This window comes from Bacteroides sp. BFG-637, from assembly GCF_024793605.1.
Lineage (GTDB): Bacteria > Bacteroidota > Bacteroidia > Bacteroidales > Bacteroidaceae > Bacteroides > Bacteroides vicugnae.
In genome coordinates, this window is sequence record NZ_JANUPD010000002.1 from 2014764 (window position 1) to 2034294 (window position 19531).

At 34.7% G+C, this 19531-nt stretch carries 17 protein-coding genes and 1 pseudogene; 5 read left to right on the plus strand and 13 right to left on the minus strand.

The genetic code is table 11. From position 1 onward, the window contains the following. Positions 1–3 precede the first annotated feature (3 nt). Genes NXX38_RS07995 through NXX38_RS08020 form a run of 6 tightly spaced genes read right to left on the minus strand, consistent with a single transcriptional unit; the run spans position 4 to position 5393 of the window. On the minus strand, positions 4–816 hold the full coding sequence (locus NXX38_RS07995) for an FkbM family methyltransferase (protein ID WP_148364203.1): 813 nt from the start codon (positions 814–816) through the stop codon (positions 4–6). Continuing rightward, positions 813–1946, minus strand: coding sequence for a glycosyltransferase family 1 protein (locus NXX38_RS08000; RefSeq protein ID WP_258979023.1), 1134 nt, complete (start codon positions 1944–1946; stop codon positions 813–815). Before NXX38_RS08000 ends, NXX38_RS07995 begins: the two co-directional genes overlap by 4 nt. A 30-nt stretch (positions 1947–1976) precedes the next feature. Further along, positions 1977–2789, minus strand: a complete 813-nt coding sequence (locus tag NXX38_RS08005) for a phosphorylcholine transferase LicD (RefSeq protein ID WP_148364201.1) — start codon at positions 2787–2789, stop codon at positions 1977–1979. Between the two features lie 15 nt (positions 2790–2804). Next, the gene (locus NXX38_RS08010) at positions 2805–3536 is read right to left on the minus strand and encodes an NTP transferase domain-containing protein (protein ID WP_148364200.1); all 732 of its coding nucleotides are present in this window, start codon (positions 3534–3536) and stop codon (positions 2805–2807) included. After that, complete coding sequence (locus NXX38_RS08015; RefSeq protein WP_258979025.1) at positions 3533–4582, minus strand: histidinol-phosphate transaminase; 1050 nt, start codon at positions 4580–4582, stop codon at positions 3533–3535. Before NXX38_RS08015 ends, NXX38_RS08010 begins: the two co-directional genes overlap by 4 nt. A 1-nt stretch (position 4583) precedes the next feature. Further along, a complete protein-coding gene (locus NXX38_RS08020) occupies positions 4584–5393 on the minus strand; it encodes a glycosyltransferase family 2 protein (RefSeq protein WP_234131657.1) in 810 nt (269 codons plus the stop codon). A gap of 197 nt (positions 5394–5590) precedes the next feature. Here NXX38_RS08020 and NXX38_RS08025 point away from each other — a divergent pair, with 197 nt between their 5' ends. Both NXX38_RS08025 and NXX38_RS08030 read left to right on the plus strand, forming a co-directional pair. After that, on the plus strand, positions 5591–6574 hold the full coding sequence (locus tag NXX38_RS08025; RefSeq protein WP_258979026.1) for a glycosyltransferase: 984 nt from the start codon (positions 5591–5593) through the stop codon (positions 6572–6574). 28 nt (positions 6575–6602) lie between these two features. Next, a pseudogene (locus tag NXX38_RS08030) lies at positions 6603–7707 on the plus strand (glycoside hydrolase family 99-like domain-containing protein). An 88-nt stretch (positions 7708–7795) separates the two neighbouring features. Here NXX38_RS08030 and NXX38_RS08035 read toward each other — a convergent pair. Further along, a complete protein-coding gene (locus tag NXX38_RS08035; RefSeq protein WP_258979027.1) occupies positions 7796–9178 on the minus strand; it encodes a glycosyltransferase in 1383 nt (460 codons plus the stop codon). Positions 9179–9191: 13 nt separating this feature from the next. Continuing rightward, positions 9192–10037, minus strand: a complete 846-nt coding sequence (locus NXX38_RS08040) for a glycosyltransferase family 2 protein (RefSeq protein ID WP_258979028.1) — start codon at positions 10035–10037, stop codon at positions 9192–9194. Between the two features lie 423 nt (positions 10038–10460). Here NXX38_RS08040 and NXX38_RS08045 point away from each other — a divergent pair, with 423 nt between their 5' ends. From NXX38_RS08045 to NXX38_RS08055, 3 genes are all read left to right on the plus strand, one after another. Beyond that, positions 10461–11390, plus strand: a complete 930-nt coding sequence (locus tag NXX38_RS08045) for a glycosyltransferase family A protein (RefSeq protein WP_258979029.1) — start codon at positions 10461–10463, stop codon at positions 11388–11390. 89 nt (positions 11391–11479) lie between these two features. Then, on the plus strand, positions 11480–12193 hold the full coding sequence (locus NXX38_RS08050; RefSeq protein ID WP_258979031.1) for a hypothetical protein: 714 nt from the start codon (positions 11480–11482) through the stop codon (positions 12191–12193). Positions 12194–12218: 25 nt separating this feature from the next. After that, positions 12219–12806: a glycosyltransferase family 4 protein gene (locus NXX38_RS08055; RefSeq protein ID WP_258979032.1), complete on the plus strand. Its 588-nt coding sequence runs from the start codon at positions 12219–12221 to the stop codon at positions 12804–12806. A 383-nt stretch (positions 12807–13189) separates the two neighbouring features. Here the strand turns inward: NXX38_RS08055 and NXX38_RS08060 are convergent, their stop codons facing one another. The 5 genes from NXX38_RS08060 to NXX38_RS08080 all read right to left on the minus strand — a co-directional run bounded on the left by NXX38_RS08060 (position 13190) and on the right by NXX38_RS08080 (position 18357). Continuing rightward, on the minus strand, positions 13190–13717 hold the full coding sequence (locus NXX38_RS08060; RefSeq protein WP_258979034.1) for a glycosyltransferase family 2 protein: 528 nt from the start codon (positions 13715–13717) through the stop codon (positions 13190–13192). Further along, positions 13717–14718 (minus strand): glycosyltransferase, encoded by a 1002-nt coding sequence (locus NXX38_RS08065; RefSeq protein ID WP_258979035.1) that lies wholly within the window; start codon positions 14716–14718, stop codon positions 13717–13719. The genes NXX38_RS08060 and NXX38_RS08065 overlap by 1 nt, the downstream gene beginning before the upstream one ends. 52 nt (positions 14719–14770) lie before the next feature. After that, the gene (locus NXX38_RS08070; protein ID WP_258979036.1) at positions 14771–15586 is read right to left on the minus strand and encodes a glycosyltransferase; all 816 of its coding nucleotides are present in this window, start codon (positions 15584–15586) and stop codon (positions 14771–14773) included. Positions 15587–16091: 505 nt separating this feature from the next. Then, the gene (locus NXX38_RS08075) at positions 16092–16634 is read right to left on the minus strand and encodes a glycosyltransferase family 2 protein (protein WP_258979037.1); all 543 of its coding nucleotides are present in this window, start codon (positions 16632–16634) and stop codon (positions 16092–16094) included. Positions 16635–17031: 397 nt separating this feature from the next. Next, positions 17032–18357, minus strand: a complete 1326-nt coding sequence (locus NXX38_RS08080; protein ID WP_258979038.1) for an MACPF domain-containing protein — start codon at positions 18355–18357, stop codon at positions 17032–17034. Between the last annotated feature and the right edge of the window lie 1174 nt (positions 18358–19531).

Consider the following 19531-nt stretch of genomic DNA (forward strand, 5'->3'; position numbering starts at 1 on the left):
TGATTACCTCTTACTTCCGCGCATCACTACACTGCGGATTCTATGCCTGAAAAAACCTTTTTGATTAATATATGCGCAGTTGTGTTTGTTCAGGAATGTAGAGATAACTTCTTCGTCATCACGCAAGTGGTATGTGCAAATAGCAAAATCCAGCTTTTGGCAATTTTGAAATAAGTTCTTGCATCCGGTCAATGCGTGCCGTTCGGCTCCTTCTATATCCATTTTAAGAAACAGATGTTCATCCGTCTGGTTATTGAAGAAATCATCAAGAGTTTGCTCTCTCGAAGAATTATGGTCGCTCACATACTTCTGTATGATTGTAACTTTATCCTGCCATGGTTCGAAAGTAGCTCTGATAGCTTCCAGCCATTGTTCGTCCTGCTCAAACAAATAGATATGCTTGGCTTCTTCTACGATTTCCAGTGAAGAATATCCTTCGGCACAACCAATGTCCACAAAAACTTTTCCTGTGACATCTTTTACACTATCGAAATAATGGTGCGGTGATCGCTTGTCCTGCTCCATACTCAAAGCCCTGTAGTACTTTTGAATTTTCTTGGGTGGAGTACTCTTTCTGAAATATAGCCGTTTCTTTTCTTGTTGTACATAGTATAAGCCTTTTTTCTCATCCTTTTGTACATTGACAGGCATATTTGTATATTCATCTTTGAATTCATACAAATGTCTTGAATACCCGTGTTTTTTAATATACTCATAATATTTCAGATAGGGTGAATCAGGTTTATACCCTTTCATGAAATAATATGGAAGAGTGCCATATATAAATTTCTTTATTGTATGTTTAAGTACGTTCATTTCATTAGTTTCTTGTAGATGTTTAAGATCTCTTCCGCTTGCTTTTCTTCAGAGAATCTTTTGGCAAAAGAATGCCCCTTTTCAATCATGTTCTTTTTTCTCTCGGGATCTGTGTATATCTGTTTGAAGGCATCGGCCATTCCTTTGATATCGTCAGGATGTACATAGATAGAATCGGGACCTCCCGCTTCTTCCAGACAAGATCCTGTAGCGGCCACTACCGGAATACCGGAGTACAGAGCTTCTATGATGGGAATACCAAAACCTTCAAAACGGGAAGGGTATACAAAAATTTCTGCTAACTGATAAAAAGCCGGTAGATCATCAAAAGGAACATTACTGATGATATGCACTCTTTCTTCCAGCTTATACTCCTTAATGAAATGTTCAACCTTATCAGTGTATTCCGTATGGCGTCCTACGATGACGAGATGAATTTGTTCAGGAAGCATCATTAGTGCCTGCACCGCTGAAAGGGCGTTCTTGCGTTCTTCAATACTTCCTACGTTAAGGATATAGTGATCCGGTAGCTGATATTTAGCCCGGACTTCTCTTTTCTTCTCTTCTGCTACAGGATGTATGAATGAAGGGTCACATCCCTGATAAACAACTTCTATCTTATCGGCGGGAATCCTGAAAAACTCAATAATATCACGCTTGGTACATTCGCTGATAGCAATGATTTTATCGGCATTTTCGCAGGCTTTACGGAATTTGTATGTGTATATTTTCCTGTCGATCGAATGGTAATACTGCGGATAGCGCAGAAAGATCAGATCGTGGATCGTTACAATACTTTTTACCTCGCTTTGATGAATATTCAGGGGCAGCTCATTACTAAGCCCGTGGAATATATCGATTTTTTCTTTTTCCAATTGGCGGGTGACTCCCCATACTCGCCACAATGGACTTAACTTTTTCCAGGAAGAAGTAGTGGGATAAGAAAGCTGTAGTTGCTGATACTGCTTCGTTAATTTGTCCAGCCTCTTGTTTTCCCGTTTCTTGGGGGCATACAGCACATATTCATTCTCCGGACCGAATTGGCATAGAATATCCACTATATAGCGGCTATAATTACCCAGACCGGTGAAATTCTGTACTGCACGTTTTCCGTCAAAACCTATTCTCATTTCTACTTCTTACCTTTATATGATTATAATTTAGACTTCAAAATTCCGATAAGGTTTATTCAAGTCTAAATAATGGAAATTGTGTTGTCTTTGTCCACTTTGTTTAGGTATGGTCATGTAATCTCCATATTTCTGTGACAGATAAGTGTCGTATTTCTGTACTCCCCATACTTCTTCATCTTCAAACCGGATGGGAGTAGGAGTGCCCAGAATGTCCTTCGACATGATTCCTTTCATTCCGTCATCATAATCGCAGACTAATGCGCATTGGTCGAAATCGTATTTCTTCATTACCTTCCTGATGCTTTCCTGTGTTCCGGTAAGGGTGAAAAACTTTCTGCATAATAGCGGTATCCATGAACTGGGACCTTTTCCATGTTTGTATGGATCACGATGAATCAGGTAAAGTATTCGTTTGTAGAACTCATACTTCGCAAAATGCATTCTTTGCGCCATGCGGCTTTCCGGAACTCCATCGAGTGGAAATATATCAATATATACACCTCCCAGATATTTGAGATGCATACGCTCGATTAAGGTTGTATTGGCATCCTGCACCTTTGCGAACGGAAGAGGATATTCCTTATCATTCTCGGCGCATACCGCTTCGTAAGGTTCCGGTAACCATTCTTTGGCATTAGCCATTAGTAAATCATAATCAGCTCTTGGCATTCCGATATCCAAGTCATCATCCCAGGGGATGAATCCTTTGTGGCGTACAGCTCCCAACATGGTGCCTGCCATGATGTAATATCGCAGATTATGTTCTTTGCAAACTTTGTCAACAGCTAATAAGTTCTTTAATATGCGAAGCTGTAGAGGGCGGATGTCGTAATTAGCCATTTTATCTGATTTTAATTAATAAAGACTGGATGGAATCAGCTTCTGTGCCTGTTGAAAGTCCTCTACTGTGTCCAGCTCGGCCGAGAAGAACTCGGTGGTGTCCATAACGTAAAAACTATATCCTTGCGGAATCAGTCTCTCAAAAGCCCGTTCGTAGAATATATTATCCAGTCCTTCGGTAGTAATCATAATTTCCAGTTCACGAAATAGCGCCTTGGTATATTCAGCTGACATCTTTTCGATACCGATGGACTCTCCGATAGCATCGGATATCGAACAGACTTTGCTGATTTCCACGACCTTTTGTGCGTCGTCCACGATGACTTTTATTTCTTCTGCTCCGAGCTCATGGCGATTCAGTGCCAATATGTCGTCCTTATCCGAATGAAGCAGCTTCTCTACAATCTGCGGATCGAATACAATGTCGCTGTCTAATAACAGAATTTCCTCCCCATCCGTATATGGGCGGGTGAGCCATAATGAATAGATATTGTTGGTTGATTCATACCTGTCATTATAGATGAAAGTAATATCTTGGGTTGGATAATGTGCCTGTAGGAAATCAACGATTTGCTGCTGGCGATACCCGGTGACAATGATGAATTCATCAAATCCGTTTTGTATCAGAGCATCAAAAGCCCTTTCCAAAAGGCATCGTTCTCCTATCTTGAGAAGACATTTGGGCGTCGTATCGGTCAGCGGGCGTAAGCGTGAAGCTATTCCTGCGGCTAATATTATTGCTTTCATTTGGATGCGATTTCTTTGATTGTATCTATAACGATCCGGTTCTGCTCTGGGCGACCCAATGTGATACGCAAATGAGTATTGATATCCGGTTCATTCATAAATTTCACTTTATAACTCTGTTCAGCAAAAGCCTTTTGTAAAGCCTCTTTCAGCTCTATCGGGTATTTGATTAAAATAAAGTTGGCAACCGATTCATATACTTTGAATCCGGGCAACACGCCGATTTCCTTTTCGTAACGCTCACGGTCTTCGTTCATCAGTTTTGCGATGTTTCGATAGTGTGCGTCCGATTTAAGAGCCGCAATGGCGATATCTTCGGATATCCGGTTGTATCCCAGATATTTATTGCTGTATCTGCTGAATTTTTCCAGCTCCTTACTCATAAATCCGAATCCCATACGTAAACCCGGCAATCCATAAAATTTAGATAAGGTACGGGAAATAATCAAATTCGGATATTTATTAACCAGCTTTTTGATATAACTGGTATCAGTTGAAACAAAAGAAGCGTATGCTTCGTCTATCAATACCACTGTTTGGCCGGGTACTTCTGCAAGTAGTTCATCCAATTCTTTCGGAGTCAAACCATTGCCGGTAGGGTTATTGGGAGAAGCTAGTAAAAGAATCTTTGGATTCTCTTTCCGAATCATATTTTTTAGCGTCTCAAAGTCATATTTAAAAGTATTTCCGTCTTCGTAGAGAGGATATTGCAAAGTATGGCCATTCACCTCATCTGCAATTGATTTATAATACCACCATGAGAACTTGGGAATCAACATCGTTTTATTTCCATCTTCTTGAGTCAGGAAGTAGTGTACGGCTTGTTTCAGAATATCTTCTCCGCCGTATCCTAATAAGACTTGTGTTTCATCTATATCGTAAAGTTCGGATAAGAAAACAGATAATATACTTTTCTTTCCTTCATCATAAATGCGGGTATAAAAACAAAGTTTATTTATATCGAAGTTTTTTAAAGCTTCTACTACTTCTTTTGATGGACTGTAGTTAAATTCGTTTCGATCTAAAAAGTTCAAATTCTTTTCCATATTAGTTTTGTATGATTCCTTTATCGCACCAGGTTAGTTTCCTGACTTTCGTTTCGTTCAAAATGCTGCGGTTGTTGCTCAAATTATCTGTTCCATGTAGTTCGTGATGAAGATGGAACACAATTCCCGCAAATTTGATGGTACGCTTGCGTACACCGCTGTTGATAAGGCGGCACACTAATTCATGATCTTCGCTTCCCCATCCGGTAATAGCTTCATTGTACCCATTGACTTTTAATAAATCCTCTTTCCAGAAAGCCATATTGCATCCTCTGGAATATGAAATATCCCATTGGCGATAATGCTGAAGTAATGGGCTTAGCCAAGGCAAATGTACTCCGTTGATTGCATTCTTAGTACCTTTGTCGTGAATAGAGATAATACAGTTCCTTTCTGCTAGCATCTTTTGGGTTAAACCTTCCCGGATTAATACACGGCTACCGGTTACGAAACTACCTTTTTTAGCAAAATGTGCATGATCTTTGACGAAATCTTTGTGTAAGACGATATCTCCGTCAATTTGTATAATATATTCTTTAGATGCTTTCGCAATAGCTTTGTTGCGGATGGAGGCCAGTCTGAAACCTAAATCTTCATGCCAAACATGAATAATGGGGACTTCGGAAGAAACAGCCAATTGATGAATTAGTTCTCTTGTATCTTCTTTAGAACCATCATCGGCAATGATAATTTCATTAGGAAGGAGAGATTGACGTAGCACGCTTTTAACGCATAATTCTAATGCGTCGCTTCTATTATAGGTGGATATAATTAGCGATGTACTTATGTTGCTCGCCATTGGTTTATTCATATAATTATTACTAAGTTAGTTAAATAGTTAAGGGGGCTTGCACTAAAATTCTACAAATGTATACATTTTATTTGGTTGTGACAAGCGTTAAAGGCTTTTTTGCTAAACATTAGGGGGTTAGCATCCTTTTTAAGAATAATATCCGTATCTTTGCTATCAGTTTGTTATAATAACTAAGATAATATAGTGTGTTTGTAATGGAAAATCATCCGGTGGAAGTTAGTATAATCATCCCTAATTATAACTATGCTCGTTTTTTGCAGCAACGTATCGAGTCTGTATTGGCACAAACATATACAGACTATGAAATTATATTATTAGATGATGCTTCAACCGATGATAGTGTGTCTATTTTAAACCATTATAAAACAAACTCTCGTGTCGCTCATTTGGAGATTAATTCTGTCAATACAGGGAGTCCTTTTGCTCAGTGGCAAAAAGGGATTAGTTTGTCTCGTGGAAAATATATATGGATTGCCGAGAGCGATGATGCGGCTGATTCTTCTTTTTTGGAAAAGGCTGTTTCTGCCTTAAATCAATATCCTTATGCTTCTTTCTGTTTTTTAGGTTCACATTGTATAGACGAGAAAGGGAATGAACTATCTACAGATTTTGACCGTTGGACTTCAAAACAATTACGCCGTCCTCACAATATAGGTGTTTTTGATGGTGAAGATTACATAAAACATAATCTTTATTGGCGTAATTATATTTATAACGCTAGTGGCGTTGTTTTTCGTAAACAGTGTTTTGAACGGATAAAGGATTTGTCTTGTTTTTCAATGCGATATAGTGGTGATTGGCTTTTTTGGATAGAGATGGCGAGGCAAGGGGTCGTTGTTGAGTTATATGAAAAGTTAAACCTTTTTCGATTGCATTCAACAAGTACAACTGTTGAGGGTAATGCTTCAGGTAATGCGATTCTTGAAGATATTCAAGTAGTACATTATGTTGAATCATTTTCTTATCCAATAGGGAGTTATAAGCGTTTGATGCGGCATGGAATGCTTTACAAAAATATAAAGCGTGCAACAGTTGACCCGAAAATGAGATTGTTGTTGTTTGAAAAACTGAAAGGATGTTTTGGAACAAGTGTGTGGACATATAGATGGGAACGGGTTAATAAATACATGAGTTTTTTGAATCCATGGCAACCTACAAGAGATAGAGATAGGTTGTAATGAATTGTGAAGTGCAATAAAGAAAGATATGGTTGACAAAAGAATTATAGCATTTTATTTGCCGCAATATCATCCATTTCCTGAAAATGATGAATGGTGGGGCAAGGGATTTACTGAATGGAGAAATGTGGTCAAGGCTAGGCCTCTTTATCGTGGCCATTATCAGCCGCATTTACCAGCAGATTTAGGTTTCTATGATCTGCGTGTTCCGGAAGTTCGTCAGCAGCAAGCTGATATGGCTCGAATGCACGGGATTAATGGCTTTTGTTATTATCATTATTGGTTTAATGGTCATCAATTGATGGAAAGACCACTAGAAGAAGTATTATCTTCTGGCAACCCTGATTTTCCATTTATGCTTTGTTGGGCTAATGAAAATTGGACAAGGGCATGGGATGGTGGAAGTCGTCATGTTCTGATTGCTCAAAATTATTCGGAAGAGGATGATCGTGCGCATATCCGTTATCTGTTAGATAATGTATTTAGTGATTCTCGATATATAAGAGTAGATGGTAAACCTGTATTTTTAATTTATCGTTCCATGCTTTTCCCGAATATGAAAGAGACTATTCGAGTTTGGAGGGAAGAAGCTTCTAGTAAAGGAGTGGAGTTGTATTTATGCCGCGTCGAAACTATGGATTGTTATGGAGAAGAATACCTTCAGGATGGTTTTGATGCTGCTGTAGAGTTTCAACCTTTCACTCATCAAATGAATGAATTTCAAAAAAAGAGAAACCCATTACGGAAGTTTGCTTATAATATAAATCGTCACCTTTTTAATACATGTAAGAAGAAAAAGATTGATTACTCGGAATATGTAGATTATATTTGTAAAACTCCTTTTCCTGACTATAAAATGTATCCGGGGGGTTACTCCAATGTGGGATAATACTTCTCGTCGAAAACAGAAAATGTTTATTTTAGACAAGAGTACTCCCGAAAAATACGGTGAATGGTTATGTTCGGTTATGAATAAATTTGTGCCTTATAGCAAAGACGAGAATTTTGTTTTTGTCAATGCTTGGAATGAATGGGCAGAGGGTAATCATTTGGAACCTGACTTAAAATGGGGATTCCGTTATTTAGAAGAAACAGAAAAGGTGGTAAAAAGTATGCAAGAAGGTGGCTTTTAGATATAGGGAGGTGATTGTGTTTTTTCTAGAATATATAATGTTGCTCGTGTTCGAGCCGGATCTAGAGAAATCGTTTTGTAAGATTTCTCTAGATGTTAATTCGTAGAATTCTGTACCATATAAATTTGAAAAAGATCTTGTTTCTATATTTACTGCTGGTGTAAGTGCTACGAAAATTTTGTACTTCATTAAAAGCTTGTTTGAAAGGAACTGAACTTTTAATAATATGCTTTACTCGTTTATACTCCTTTTTTTCTTCTCTAAGGTTTAACGTCAGAATCTCTTTCCCTTTTCTGTAAAATTCATTCCTTGATTGTACATAGTATATGTCGTGATTTTCAATAGGAAATGCATTGATGGTTTTGTTATATATTTCCGTATATTCATTGCCCATATCTTTTAAAGACTTCATGTCTTTTAAAAAATGTCTGATTCTTTCCACTTTCTGTTCATATTCTTGTGGGGCTGATTTAATAGTTGAGATGAGTTTAAAGATATCGTCTAATGTACTATTTATAGGTAAAATCCAGCCGACATCTGTTCTTTTTACTCGTTCGGCAATTGCTCCTAGGTCAAAAGAGACTACGGGGATCTCTGAAATTAAACTTTCTGATAAGGTATAAGAATATGTTTCGGGTCCCATGGATAATAAACAGATTAATTTTATGTTATTCTCTAGTAGTAGATTGGGAAGATCTTGTTGTATATACTTGCCATGATAAATATAATTCTTCTTATTTTTATTGTATTTTTTGTTTGTTGTTTGTCCGAAAAGATGGACGTTTATGTCTGTGCCTTTTACTTTCTCTGTTAATTCCTCTAAATATTTTAGTCCTTTTTCTTCTGTAATATATCCAATAAAGGCAATATTAAACTTTTTATTCTTCTTTTTATCTGGATTGTCATTATTAGGCTTTTCGTTTATTTTGTCATAACCATGTTCTACCACTTCGATTGTTAAATCCTTATATGTGTTCAGGAATATATTTTTTGTACTGTAAGATGGAACAATGATTTTCTTTACAGTTTTAAGATTTTCATAAAACTCTTTTCTCCACAGTGGAATGAAGTTGATATTTAGGCTGAATGTTTTTGCTATACATGAACCGCATCCTGCTGTGTTAGCATAGTTACATAGAAAAGTTTCTTTGTTAAAGAGGTTCATAGAAGGACATATTGAATAAAAGTCATGTAAAGTGTATATGACAGGGACACTTTTTTCTTTTGCTACTTTGAATATATCCAAATACATGTATTTTAAATGATGGATATGTATTAGGTCTATTTTTAAAGTGTCTATTAGTATTTTAATATCTCTATTGAATGTATCATTGTAGAGGTTTAATGTCGTATATTGTGAATATGCATCTAGTGTGGAGGTAATTTTATCAAATGGTAAGAAAGAAGTTACATGATATTTAAAATCATCATCGGAATAATAAAGAACATGAAAATTAAATTCTTCTTTCATGTTTTTTATTAGATCATGTACATGTAAAGTTGTTCCTCCTATATTTTTTCTTTTCAGCTTCTTTGAAATCATGTATTACAATTAATACATTTTTCTTAGAATGTAAATTAATGGCATAGCGGATATTTAACTGTATATCTGAAATTGGATTTTGTTGTACAAAGGATTCTGTGTTCTCGATGCATGAAGGATATCTCTTTTTTAATATTTGTAGGTGAGAATTTATTAGTTCTGTTTTTTCTTGAGAAAACGACTGGGTTCCTTTATGATAGATATATGTGTTGTCACATAGTAGATGTCTATATCCGGCTTGTAGACATCTGTATGAAAAATCATTTTCCTCACCGTATCCTTTCCCGAAAGCTTTTTCATCGAAGAGACCAATGTTATTTATGGCTTCTCGTCTAATATACATACAAAATCCATTTGCAGTAGGAATTTCAGGGAATAGGTTCATGCTGCATCTTTCAACAATCTCTGCATATTTCTCTATCGTAAAATCTGATGGTATCGTATTTTCTGACATAAAATCAGGTACGGATGCTAATGTCGCATTGTTAGATAGTGGAGTGACAGTTGCTATTGCAGCTTTGCTATATGCGCACTTTTGTATCTTAGGGAGCCAATTTTTTGTAACCTCTGTGTCGCTATTTAATAAAACAACATCGCGTGACGAGTGTTGCATGCCGATATTAACCGTTCGTACAAATCCTTGATTGCTCTCATTGTTGATTATTGCAATGTTTAAAGATGGATATTCTGCCGTAAACAGGTTTAGCAAAGGAAGGATTCGCTGGTCTGTACTTTTATCATTGATAAGTAGTAAGGTATGTTTGGTGAGATCTGTATGTTCAATCACAGTTTCCCTATACACTTCTTAGTAAAATCAAAAGCATTATAGATGGGTATTATAATATCAGTATCCATGATGAATTAAAATAGATTGAGGTGAAGTACCGCTTTATAGAAGTACAGATTGTTTTTATATATAATGATACAAAGGTATAAAGAAAAATAAGAGTGGCAAGTTATTAATCTCAGAGGTATAGGTTTTAAGACAATATGTTTTTCATCTAACTTAATACTCTGCTATGGTTTTTGATCTTATTTTGGCATAGGTAGATAACTACTAAGATATAAAGTCAATTGTTCTTGTATAATTGATTGTTAGGTTTACCTCTATTAGAATCAAGAATATCAGAAATTAAAGTGATCTTATTAATGCAAATCTTTCATCTCATTTACTTATCTTTGCAAATGAAACTATTGAATAGTTAGAAAAATGAAAAATAAACTGGCGATCATTATACCTGCTTATAAAGCTTGTTTTTTTCGGGAGGTTTTAGATTCTATTGTAAGGCAGAGTAATCGTGACTTTACGGTCTATATCGGTGATGATGCCAGTCCTGATGATTTAGAATCAATAGTATCTGATTATAAGGATAAATTAGATATATTCTATTTCCGTTTTGAACAAAATTGGGGTGGGAGAGACTTGGTTGCCCATTGGGAGCGCTGTATTAAATTATCTGATGAGCCGCTGGTATGGCTTTTTTCAGATGATGATTTAATGCCACCTGATGCTGTAGAGCGGGTGATGAAGACTTGGAGGAAATCAGGAGAATGTGATGCCGTATTTCGTTTTCCTTTGGCTATAGTGGATTCGTATGGTAAATTAAAATATACTAATCCGCCTTTTGAGGCAGAAAGGATCTCTGGCTCTGATTTCTTATTGGATAAGTTAAGTGGTAAAATATCCTCTGCTGCGTGTGAGTATGTGTTTACACGTGATGTTTGGAAAAAAACAGGAGGGTTTGTTAGGTTTCCTTTGGCATGGTGTTCAGATGATGCAACATGGGCAAAGTTTGCAGATTATACAGCTGGTATTATTTCGTTGCCGGGAACTCCTGTTTATTGGCGGAATGCTGAAGATAAGAATATAAGTAATTCTACACGTTTTGATAGGGAGAAGCTTAAAGCTACCGGACTTTTTCTAAAATGGATTGGAATGAATTATAGATTAAATCTCCGGGAGTCTAGATTTCAAGATGCATTGGTGACTTATGTGAATGTAATATTAGAGTGTTCTGTAAGAGGAAACTATAGTCTAAAAGATTTGGTTTGTTTATATGCTATTTTGAGAAGACTTTCTCCTAATGTGGCTTCACGTGTTTTACGCTCCCATATTTTAAAAGCCAAACTTTTTATTTGAGATAATTTCTTTTGGTGAAATGTTCGGTATATAATTTATCTCCTAGTTAGAAAGAAATGGTTGAATAGTAATTTATATTGAAATACAAAATGAAGAAAATACTTTTTATTATACCTTGTGTCCCTTATCCTTTGAATTCTGGGGGGAATCAGGCTTTTTTTCAGATGGTAGACTATATTCGCCATAAGATTTCAGTTTCAGTGTTGTTTTATGCTTGGACGGTTGATGAGGCAAAAAGAGTAGAAAAGTTAGAAGATTTGTGGGGAGATGTGGATTTTTATACTTTTGTTAAAGAGACCAAAGAAGGACCGGATTCTCCTTTGGTGCGAAATCCTTTTTATTATAAGTGGCTGAAAAAGCTCAAGACGTCTATTGAACGTAAAATGCGGAGGCAGTTGTTATCTACGTCAAACGGTACTGTCGATCTGTTGAAAGATAAAGATTTTGTACGTGAAAAGTCTGTTTTACCTAATTCTGTATATAAAGAATTTGATACACGATATATAGATTATGTTACAAAAGTAGCACATACAGGGTTTGATATCATTCAGGTAGAGTTTTATGAATTGATAGCATTGGGATATGTGTTACCGCAGAATGTACAGACGATTTTTGTTCATCATGAATTGCGATATATACGTAACGAGAATGAGATGAACCTTTTTCAGGCAATATGGCCTAGCGATCGGATGAATTTTCTTATTGCAAAAGACTTCGAATGGAATGCGTTGCAGAAGTATAAGCATATAATTGCTTTGACGGAAGTCGATAGGCTATTGTTAGCTAACTTTTTTAGGTCGTGAAGATCACATTTATGCTTCTCCTGCAGTGATAAAATTTGAATCGAATTCAGAGACGGAGTTTATCCCTTGTGTTCATCGGCGTTTTACTTTTGTGGGATATGGAGAGCATTTTCCAAATCTAGATGCTGTTGTATGGCTTTGTAAAGAAATTGTTCCCTATTTGCGTGAATGCAATTTTGAGTTCACTTTGCAAGTGGTTGGAATGGGATATGAGCGTTATTCTGCTGAACTACGAACGGCTTGTCCTGAGATAGAGTTAGTTGGATTCGTTGAGAATTTGACCTCTTTCTTGCAGGGGAGCATTGCTCTTGTTCCTATTCGTATCGGAAGTGGTATGAGAATGAAAATACTTGATATAGTTTCTTCAAATGTTCCTTTTATTACAACTTCAAAAGGATTGGAAGGTATTCATTTTAGCCACGGTGTAGATTGCTTGATAGCTGACAATACTATTGATTTCGCAGATGCTATGATTAAATTATCCAATGATTTGGAGTTACAAAAAATGTTGGTTTATCAGGCTAATGACAAAATGAAGAATATGTATAATCCACAAGAAATGTTGGATCGGAGATTATCGGTTTATACTTCTATTCTTAAAGATGAATTTTAATGTTTTTGTTGAGCCTTTGATTCTATATTGTCATCTTGAAAACGTTTTAGATTCTTTACGCATCAGCTGCTGCTATTCATTCTTGAATGATATGGAGTGGCAAAAAGATTTAATAAATTGTTTGAGAGACTTTTTATCTTTGGGAATATTGGCATTGGCTATTATCTGGGATAAACTGTATTGAGATACTAGATATTGGTCTGAGCTTTTTATAAAGCCGTTGAAATCTTTATTATCAGAGACTGCATCATAACTTTCATTGTGTTTTCTCCATAAAGTTAATTCTTGAGGAATGTAATATACTTTATTGAACACACATATTTGTCTCCAAAGCCAGAAATCTAACCATGCGGGGTAAGGGGTGCTAAAATTAATATTTTGGATTACTTCTTTTTCACACAAACAGCTGAGAATGTAGGGATATAGTTTGAATCAAGGTAGGGAAATATGTTACTACCTGAATGTTTTTTGAGGAATGAGGAACTAAATTCTATATATGAATCATATTCAGGGTTATTCGATAGGTTTATAACTTTGATACCATTGACTATGAAATTTGCTAAGGGATTCTGTTGGATTGTATTTTGTAAATATTCAATATGGTTATTAGTCCAATAATCATCACTCTCACAGAATGCAATGTATTCTCCATTGGATTTTTCAATTCCTAATTTCACAGTCTCAGCTAATCCTCTATTTTGGTTACTGGGATGTGTGTATAGTTTTATATTTTTAAAACGGTTGGCATATTCTTCTATTATAGGAAGGCTTTGATCTCTGCTTCCATCATCTACCACAATAACTTCAAATGATTTATTAGTTTGTCTGATTAAAGAATCTAAAGTCTCTTTTATATATTTAGCATAGTTGTACGAAGCAACGATAACTGATATCAATGGTTGTTTCTTCATTATTGTTTTAAAATAAGAGTTAAACATAACAGTATTAGTAGGACACAGGATATTCCTAAAGTAACTAAATAGTATTTCTTATATTTCTGGTATTTAAGCTTATACTTGTTATATTTAGAAAAGAAAAAAGATGGATCTTTATATAAATTGAAAACTTCTTGTAGGTGATTGTATAACCATTTGTCTTCTTTTCTTCCCAGATAATCATAGAATTGGGTAAAATAGTATACATATCCTGCATAGCCGCCAGGATTTGCCTCGAAAACGATACGGAAAAAAGAATTATCAGTAATAAAACCAGCCTCATTGAGATTGCTGCTAGGCTTCATGCCATGAAAATGGATAAGTTTAGCTTTGTCATTGATACCCCAATAAGGTTTCCAATTATATTCTATTGGTAGTAGTTCCATGTCTTTGAAGCATAGCTCGTTTAAATATCCTTGGTCAAAAAGTCCAGATATGTTTCTTTCTCTATTTTTCATTTTAAGAATAAATTCCTCATATTTCTCTTTCATGCCTTGGATATTCATAACTAATACTCCCGCATTAAAATATTCCATATCTTCCACATTACGTTCATATTCTGGGGCAGCTGCTAGATAAGTGGGATGTGGAAGTTCCTCAAGTAAAATGTCAGAATTGAAAATCACGTCTATATCAGAATAAAGAACATACTTTTCTTCTTTTTCTACAACGGGGATTTCCATTCTCATAAATGTTCCGAAAATTCGGTTATATTCGATTTCTTTCCCTAAATTCTGCAACATCCATTCACGCGGATATATCTCCATCAACTCTTGCTTATAGGGTAATTGATGGAGGATTATTTCTACATTGAATTCCTTTAATAACCTATAAACAAGGTCATTTGTGTTGCCATCATATAGGCAAACTAAATGGAGAGATGTGTTTTTCTTGGCACTGATTAACATGACTTTTAGTAAATCAAGATAATCTTTTCGAGTGACTATGGAGTCTGTTAGACAAATATAGCATTTCATAATCTGATATTTTAATTGCGTTATTTAATAGAGAACATTATAGATATATTTTTCACTCTTTTTTAGCCGAGTTTGTATTTGTCTGATTTTGTTTAGACCAATGAGTTAGCGTTTTAATATGTCCCAAATAATATAATTCTTCTTCAGTTGGCTTTGCGCTATTCATATACCAAGGTAAATGTCTGACGGAATAAGGGTGTCCGGTTCGAATACAGAAACAGTCTGGGTCAATAGGTTCTCCGATAAAATAGGGCTTATATACAGCAAAGGTTGTATCTATTAAAGCTTTGAATATGTTAGGTTCTATTTCTTCTTTCCAGAAAATGCTTTCCCACTTTATAACTTTTTCTTTTAATTTATAATGATCTGGTAGGTCGTCTATGCAGATTGAGAAGCCAACCTTCAATGCTTTTGGATATTTCTGTAGCAATAAAATAAATTTCTCAATAAAATCGTCAGGACAATTAGGAAGGATCTCTAAATCAGAATCGGTATAGGCATAATAAGAATCCTTGAATTGCTTAAATATCCCTGTTTCCCACAATGATAAATGCCCGACATTTTTATTTAACATATATACAGGGTATGGTAGTTTTGTATAGTATTCTAATAGTGGAGGGTATGTTGATTGGTTATCAATAATATATAAATTATGGTATCCCCTATTTTCTAAGCTATGGATTAGCTTTGCTAGCATTTCCAAACGGTTGTAGTTGTTAATAATGATAGGGATGTCTTTATAGTTGATTTTCTTTACTCCAAAGAGCCTTTTTTTGATTTCGGGAATAAACCATTTAAGAATTAGCTCTTTAGACCTTTGAAAGTCTTGATTGAATGCTTTATATTTTCGAATCAACTTTCTTCTCATTTTTATTTCTGTTAACAATGATGTTATACATTAGTTTTTTCTGGTTTATAGCTTGCAAAGCTACTATTTTTTTTGATTAATATTCATCATTTCTAATATTGTATATTCAATGTTATTATAGTATGGTGTTTGGATAGAGGTTGGCATTAGATTCTTTTAGATATTCAGAGTGACGACTTGAGATATTTATTATCTTCTTCTTCTAAGAAATCTTCTTACTAAAAATAAGAATTTAATATACTGTCGTGCTTTTCTTTGAATCCAAACATTGTCTATAAGTTGTTGAACTCGGTGTTTTGATAATATGTCTAATGCCTGCTCTTGAGTTCTTACCTTCTCTTGAAGGGTAGTATGATTCTGATAAAACTCGCTAATCAAATAGGGGAAATTATTTTTAAAAAAATCGGAACGTTCTTGCATGATTAAGTTGCCACTTTTAGGGTCAGAACTTATTCCATAAACATTAAAGTATGAGACTGCAAAATTTAGATGTTTTGTTGTGCGATTAAACAAAAGGATCTGTTTTTATAAAAAAAGCCCAATCTGATATAATCTGGTATTTTTCTTCATATAGCATATCTTTAAAGAGTTCTCTTTTAATAAAAGTAGACGGATGTCCTAAAGAATACTTATATATAAAGGGTAGGGTCAATTTGTCGGGATAAGGGCTGATTTGTATGTCATCGGCATTACGATACAGGTATAAATCAGCATAGACAATATCTTCTGTGAAACTTTCCTTAAATACTCGCGTTAGAATGTCATTTTCTAACCAATCGCCGGAATTTAAGAACAATAGATAGTTGCCTTTAGCTTTAATAATTCCTTTGTTCATTGCATTATAGATCCCTTTATCAGGCTCTGATACCCAATAAGATAAATGTGATGCATACTTTTTTATAATGTTAATGCTATTATCGGTTGAGGCTCCATCGATAATAATATGTTCAAAATTTTTAAAAGATTGCTTTTCCCATATACTTTCTAGGGTTTTCTCTAATCCTTGAGCATCATTTCTATTAATTGTGATTATGGTTAGTTGTGGCATATTATTTAAGTTTATGGTTGTTGTTAATGTTTGTATGAGACTTTTTGCTTTTTTGTATGTATATATAGATTTTTCTATGATAATTACTCCATAATGTTTCTGCAAAAATAGATATTATGTATAATAATATATGTTCAGTGATTAGAAAAATGAATAAAGTTTGGATAATTGTAAGCTCTCTTTTTGTTTTGCATTCAAGCGAGAAACTTCTTATAATCGTTAATATTGTTAACGGAGGACTAATAAGCCCCAAGCTTAAATAGCTTTTTATCGATATAGTTCCTTAGTAGATATTAATAAGACTGTTTCTTTTCCTTTCAAAGAGCAAAACTAAAAGGAAGCTTACTTGTGAACTGAGATCTTAGATTTATAATTCTGACGCGTGTTCTCTTGGTGTTTAATTATTGGGATAAACGTACCCGACTATAGGAGGTTCTATTCGGATCCATCCTCCGTGATTATAAATAATATTGAGATCTAAGGTTGTTAAGTGGTCATCATGTTCGGTATGATAATATTCATAAAGTGGAACTGTAAACTCTGTCGGCTTTTCATAAACATAGCCTATAATCATAGATTTTCTATAGAGTGGATTCATTAAATCGTAATTAGGAATTGTTGTTGTGAAGAAGTCTAATGTTATATCATTTGTCTTGTATTCGTATAGTGGAATCGTTCCGGGTAGTTGTTCTGTAAGAATATATCCATCATAGTTCCAAAATTTCCAATCTGGGTAGCGAGTTGCTATTTCATCATCAGTAGTAACGAGGTGTTTCCGTCCTTCTCGGCAGTCGTAAGCATATAAAAGGTTTAATTTAAGTTCTTTAAATCGAGAGTTGCTTATGTACTTGAATACTGCTTGTTTTATCTCCTCCTTTTTCACTGGATCAGATATAAAATTATAAATAGGATAGGTTTCTTTCCAGTTAATATTAGTAAGGCATGCGTTACTTAAAGAGACAGAATTTTCCCAACTTTGTACGTCTATACCAGTAGGCATTCCTTTTTCTAAATCATATTTAAGACTTGTGCCATTACCACCATAAAATTGAACAAAAAGTTCTTTGTTTTGATTATCCTTAACTAAGGATTCATCTGTTTGAACGGTTCTTGATATATTTAAAGAAAAACCAATTCCAAACAATGCTGCCTTAAGTCCGGAGGCTACAGTGGTCTTTTTATGAGTTGCATCTTTTGTATGTGTAATGACAGATCTATACATCAATTTGTACCGACCGCCAATTATAAAGTCTGTTAATACATGGGTACCATATCTTTCTACTAATCTATCGGGAGAAAGTCTTTCTAAATCTTCTTTGAAACTGTCTGATAAGTATTGTGACAGACTGCTTACCTCATCGTTTATTTTAATATATTTACGATTTCTAACGGCATCTACACTAGCGAATGAATATTTATCAGAATAGGCATATTCGGTCTTTAAATAATTATTATTGGTTATATTCCCAGAGAAATAAGGTACTGTGTCAACTTTTTCATTGCCATAGCTCATATTTGAATCAACATTAGTTTCATTTATAATGTCTTTTGTATAATCCGAGGCCGAGTAACCATAATACATTTGGTCATGTCCAAAAGAAGAAGTGCCATATTGCACTCGTTCATGCTTTTCTTGATCATACTTTGTTATATTAAGTACAGGGTTTCGAACAGATAGAGGATGTAGGTATTCACCTGTCACATCATAACCATATCCTAACACACATACTTTTCATCGCCGGCAGCTCTAGTTGTAGAACTTAAGAAAGGCTTGGAAGATGGATTGCTTGAAAAGTCTTCAATGTCAGAGCAAGAATAACAAATGGTTAATAATAAACCTAATAACCAATAATTTTTTTCTCATAATATTATTTTTTACAGTTAATAAATGCCTAAGTTAGGAAAAATGTTGAAAATAGCAAAACTTAAGTGTATGTTTGTAAACATCAAAAACGTCAATTGTATTTAAGTTGAAGTGTTATCTATTGATGTGGTTTATTGAGAAGTCTATAAAAAATGTCTGATAAGCTTTTGCTTGTGGTTATGTAAATATAATGATGGAGAAGTTGGAAAGGGATTATGCAAAATGTCAGTATTACATCTTGATCTTAATGTGTAAAATATGGTATTCTGGAAAGTTTGTAGAATAGACTAAATGGGCGGTGCTTTGAGGATATTTAAAACATTTTGTTAGATGTCATAATTCGTTTCTATAAAAAATATAAATATAGACCTGATTACCGAATGAAATTTGCAGCTTTTCCAAAAATTGCCAGTTTTGTTCGGTAATTACTCTATTTTGTTTGTATAACCCCAAAATAAGAAATAATGGATACGCTTTATAAGTCATATCGTATGTTGTTTAGAAACATATCCACTGATTTTGTCCGTTATTTCTATGATGAGATAGAGTGGGATAATAAGCTTATTGCTATTTAGAGGCCATGTGGCATTGGCAAAGCAACTATGCTCTTGCAACATACATATCTAGCTGTATGATAATATAGGCGAAATTTTGTTTGTGATAGCTGATGACTTGTGTTTTGCAGAGCATAAACTGATTGATCTGACAATGGACTTCTATCCGTACGACGGAAAGAAACTCTCATATTGGATTTGGAAATTCTTTTCTGCTTCTATATAAATGTTCAATGTTAAATAATCGCTCCTATTTCTTTTGGGCATATACTATTCCAATTCTGATAAGAAATAGCTGCATCATATAAATATCCAAATCGCTCATTTTCCTTCTGTTGTCATTTCTGGAGGTAAAAGCGCATAAAAAAGCTTCCATATCCTTCAAATGGCCATTGAGTCTGATTGAAAAATATCTTAGCGAATTACTGGAGTGTTTCATATTGTATCAGGTGAAATGTTATATGGTAGATATAGGCTTG

Excerpts from the sequence above, each read along its gene's own strand:
- NXX38_RS07995 (WP_148364203.1), bottom strand. The coding sequence starts at position 816 with ATGAACGTACTTAAACATACAATAAAGAAATTTATATATGGCACTCTT.
- NXX38_RS08000 (WP_258979023.1), bottom strand. The coding sequence starts at position 1,946 with ATGAGAATAGGTTTTGACGGAAAACGTGCAGTACAGAATTTCACCGGT.
- NXX38_RS08005 (WP_148364201.1), bottom strand. The coding sequence starts at position 2,789 with ATGGCTAATTACGACATCCGCCCTCTACAGCTTCGCATATTAAAGAAC.
- NXX38_RS08010 (WP_148364200.1), bottom strand. The coding sequence starts at position 3,536 with ATGAAAGCAATAATATTAGCCGCAGGAATAGCTTCACGCTTACGCCCG.
- NXX38_RS08015 (WP_258979025.1), bottom strand. The coding sequence starts at position 4,582 with ATGGAAAAGAATTTGAACTTTTTAGATCGAAACGAATTTAACTACAGT.
- NXX38_RS08020 (WP_234131657.1), bottom strand. The coding sequence starts at position 5,393 with ATGAATAAACCAATGGCGAGCAACATAAGTACATCGCTAATTATATCC.
- NXX38_RS08025 (WP_258979026.1), top strand. The coding sequence starts at position 5,591 with ATGGAAAATCATCCGGTGGAAGTTAGTATAATCATCCCTAATTATAAC.
- NXX38_RS08035 (WP_258979027.1), bottom strand. The coding sequence starts at position 9,178 with ATGAAAGAAGAATTTAATTTTCATGTTCTTTATTATTCCGATGATGAT.
- NXX38_RS08045 (WP_258979029.1), top strand. The coding sequence starts at position 10,461 with ATGAAAAATAAACTGGCGATCATTATACCTGCTTATAAAGCTTGTTTT.
- NXX38_RS08050 (WP_258979031.1), top strand. The coding sequence starts at position 11,480 with ATGAAGAAAATACTTTTTATTATACCTTGTGTCCCTTATCCTTTGAAT.
- NXX38_RS08060 (WP_258979034.1), bottom strand. The coding sequence starts at position 13,717 with ATGAAGAAACAACCATTGATATCAGTTATCGTTGCTTCGTACAACTAT.
- NXX38_RS08065 (WP_258979035.1), bottom strand. The coding sequence starts at position 14,718 with ATGAAATGCTATATTTGTCTAACAGACTCCATAGTCACTCGAAAAGAT.
- NXX38_RS08070 (WP_258979036.1), bottom strand. The coding sequence starts at position 15,586 with ATGAGAAGAAAGTTGATTCGAAAATATAAAGCATTCAATCAAGACTTT.
- NXX38_RS08075 (WP_258979037.1), bottom strand. The coding sequence starts at position 16,634 with ATGCCACAACTAACCATAATCACAATTAATAGAAATGATGCTCAAGGA.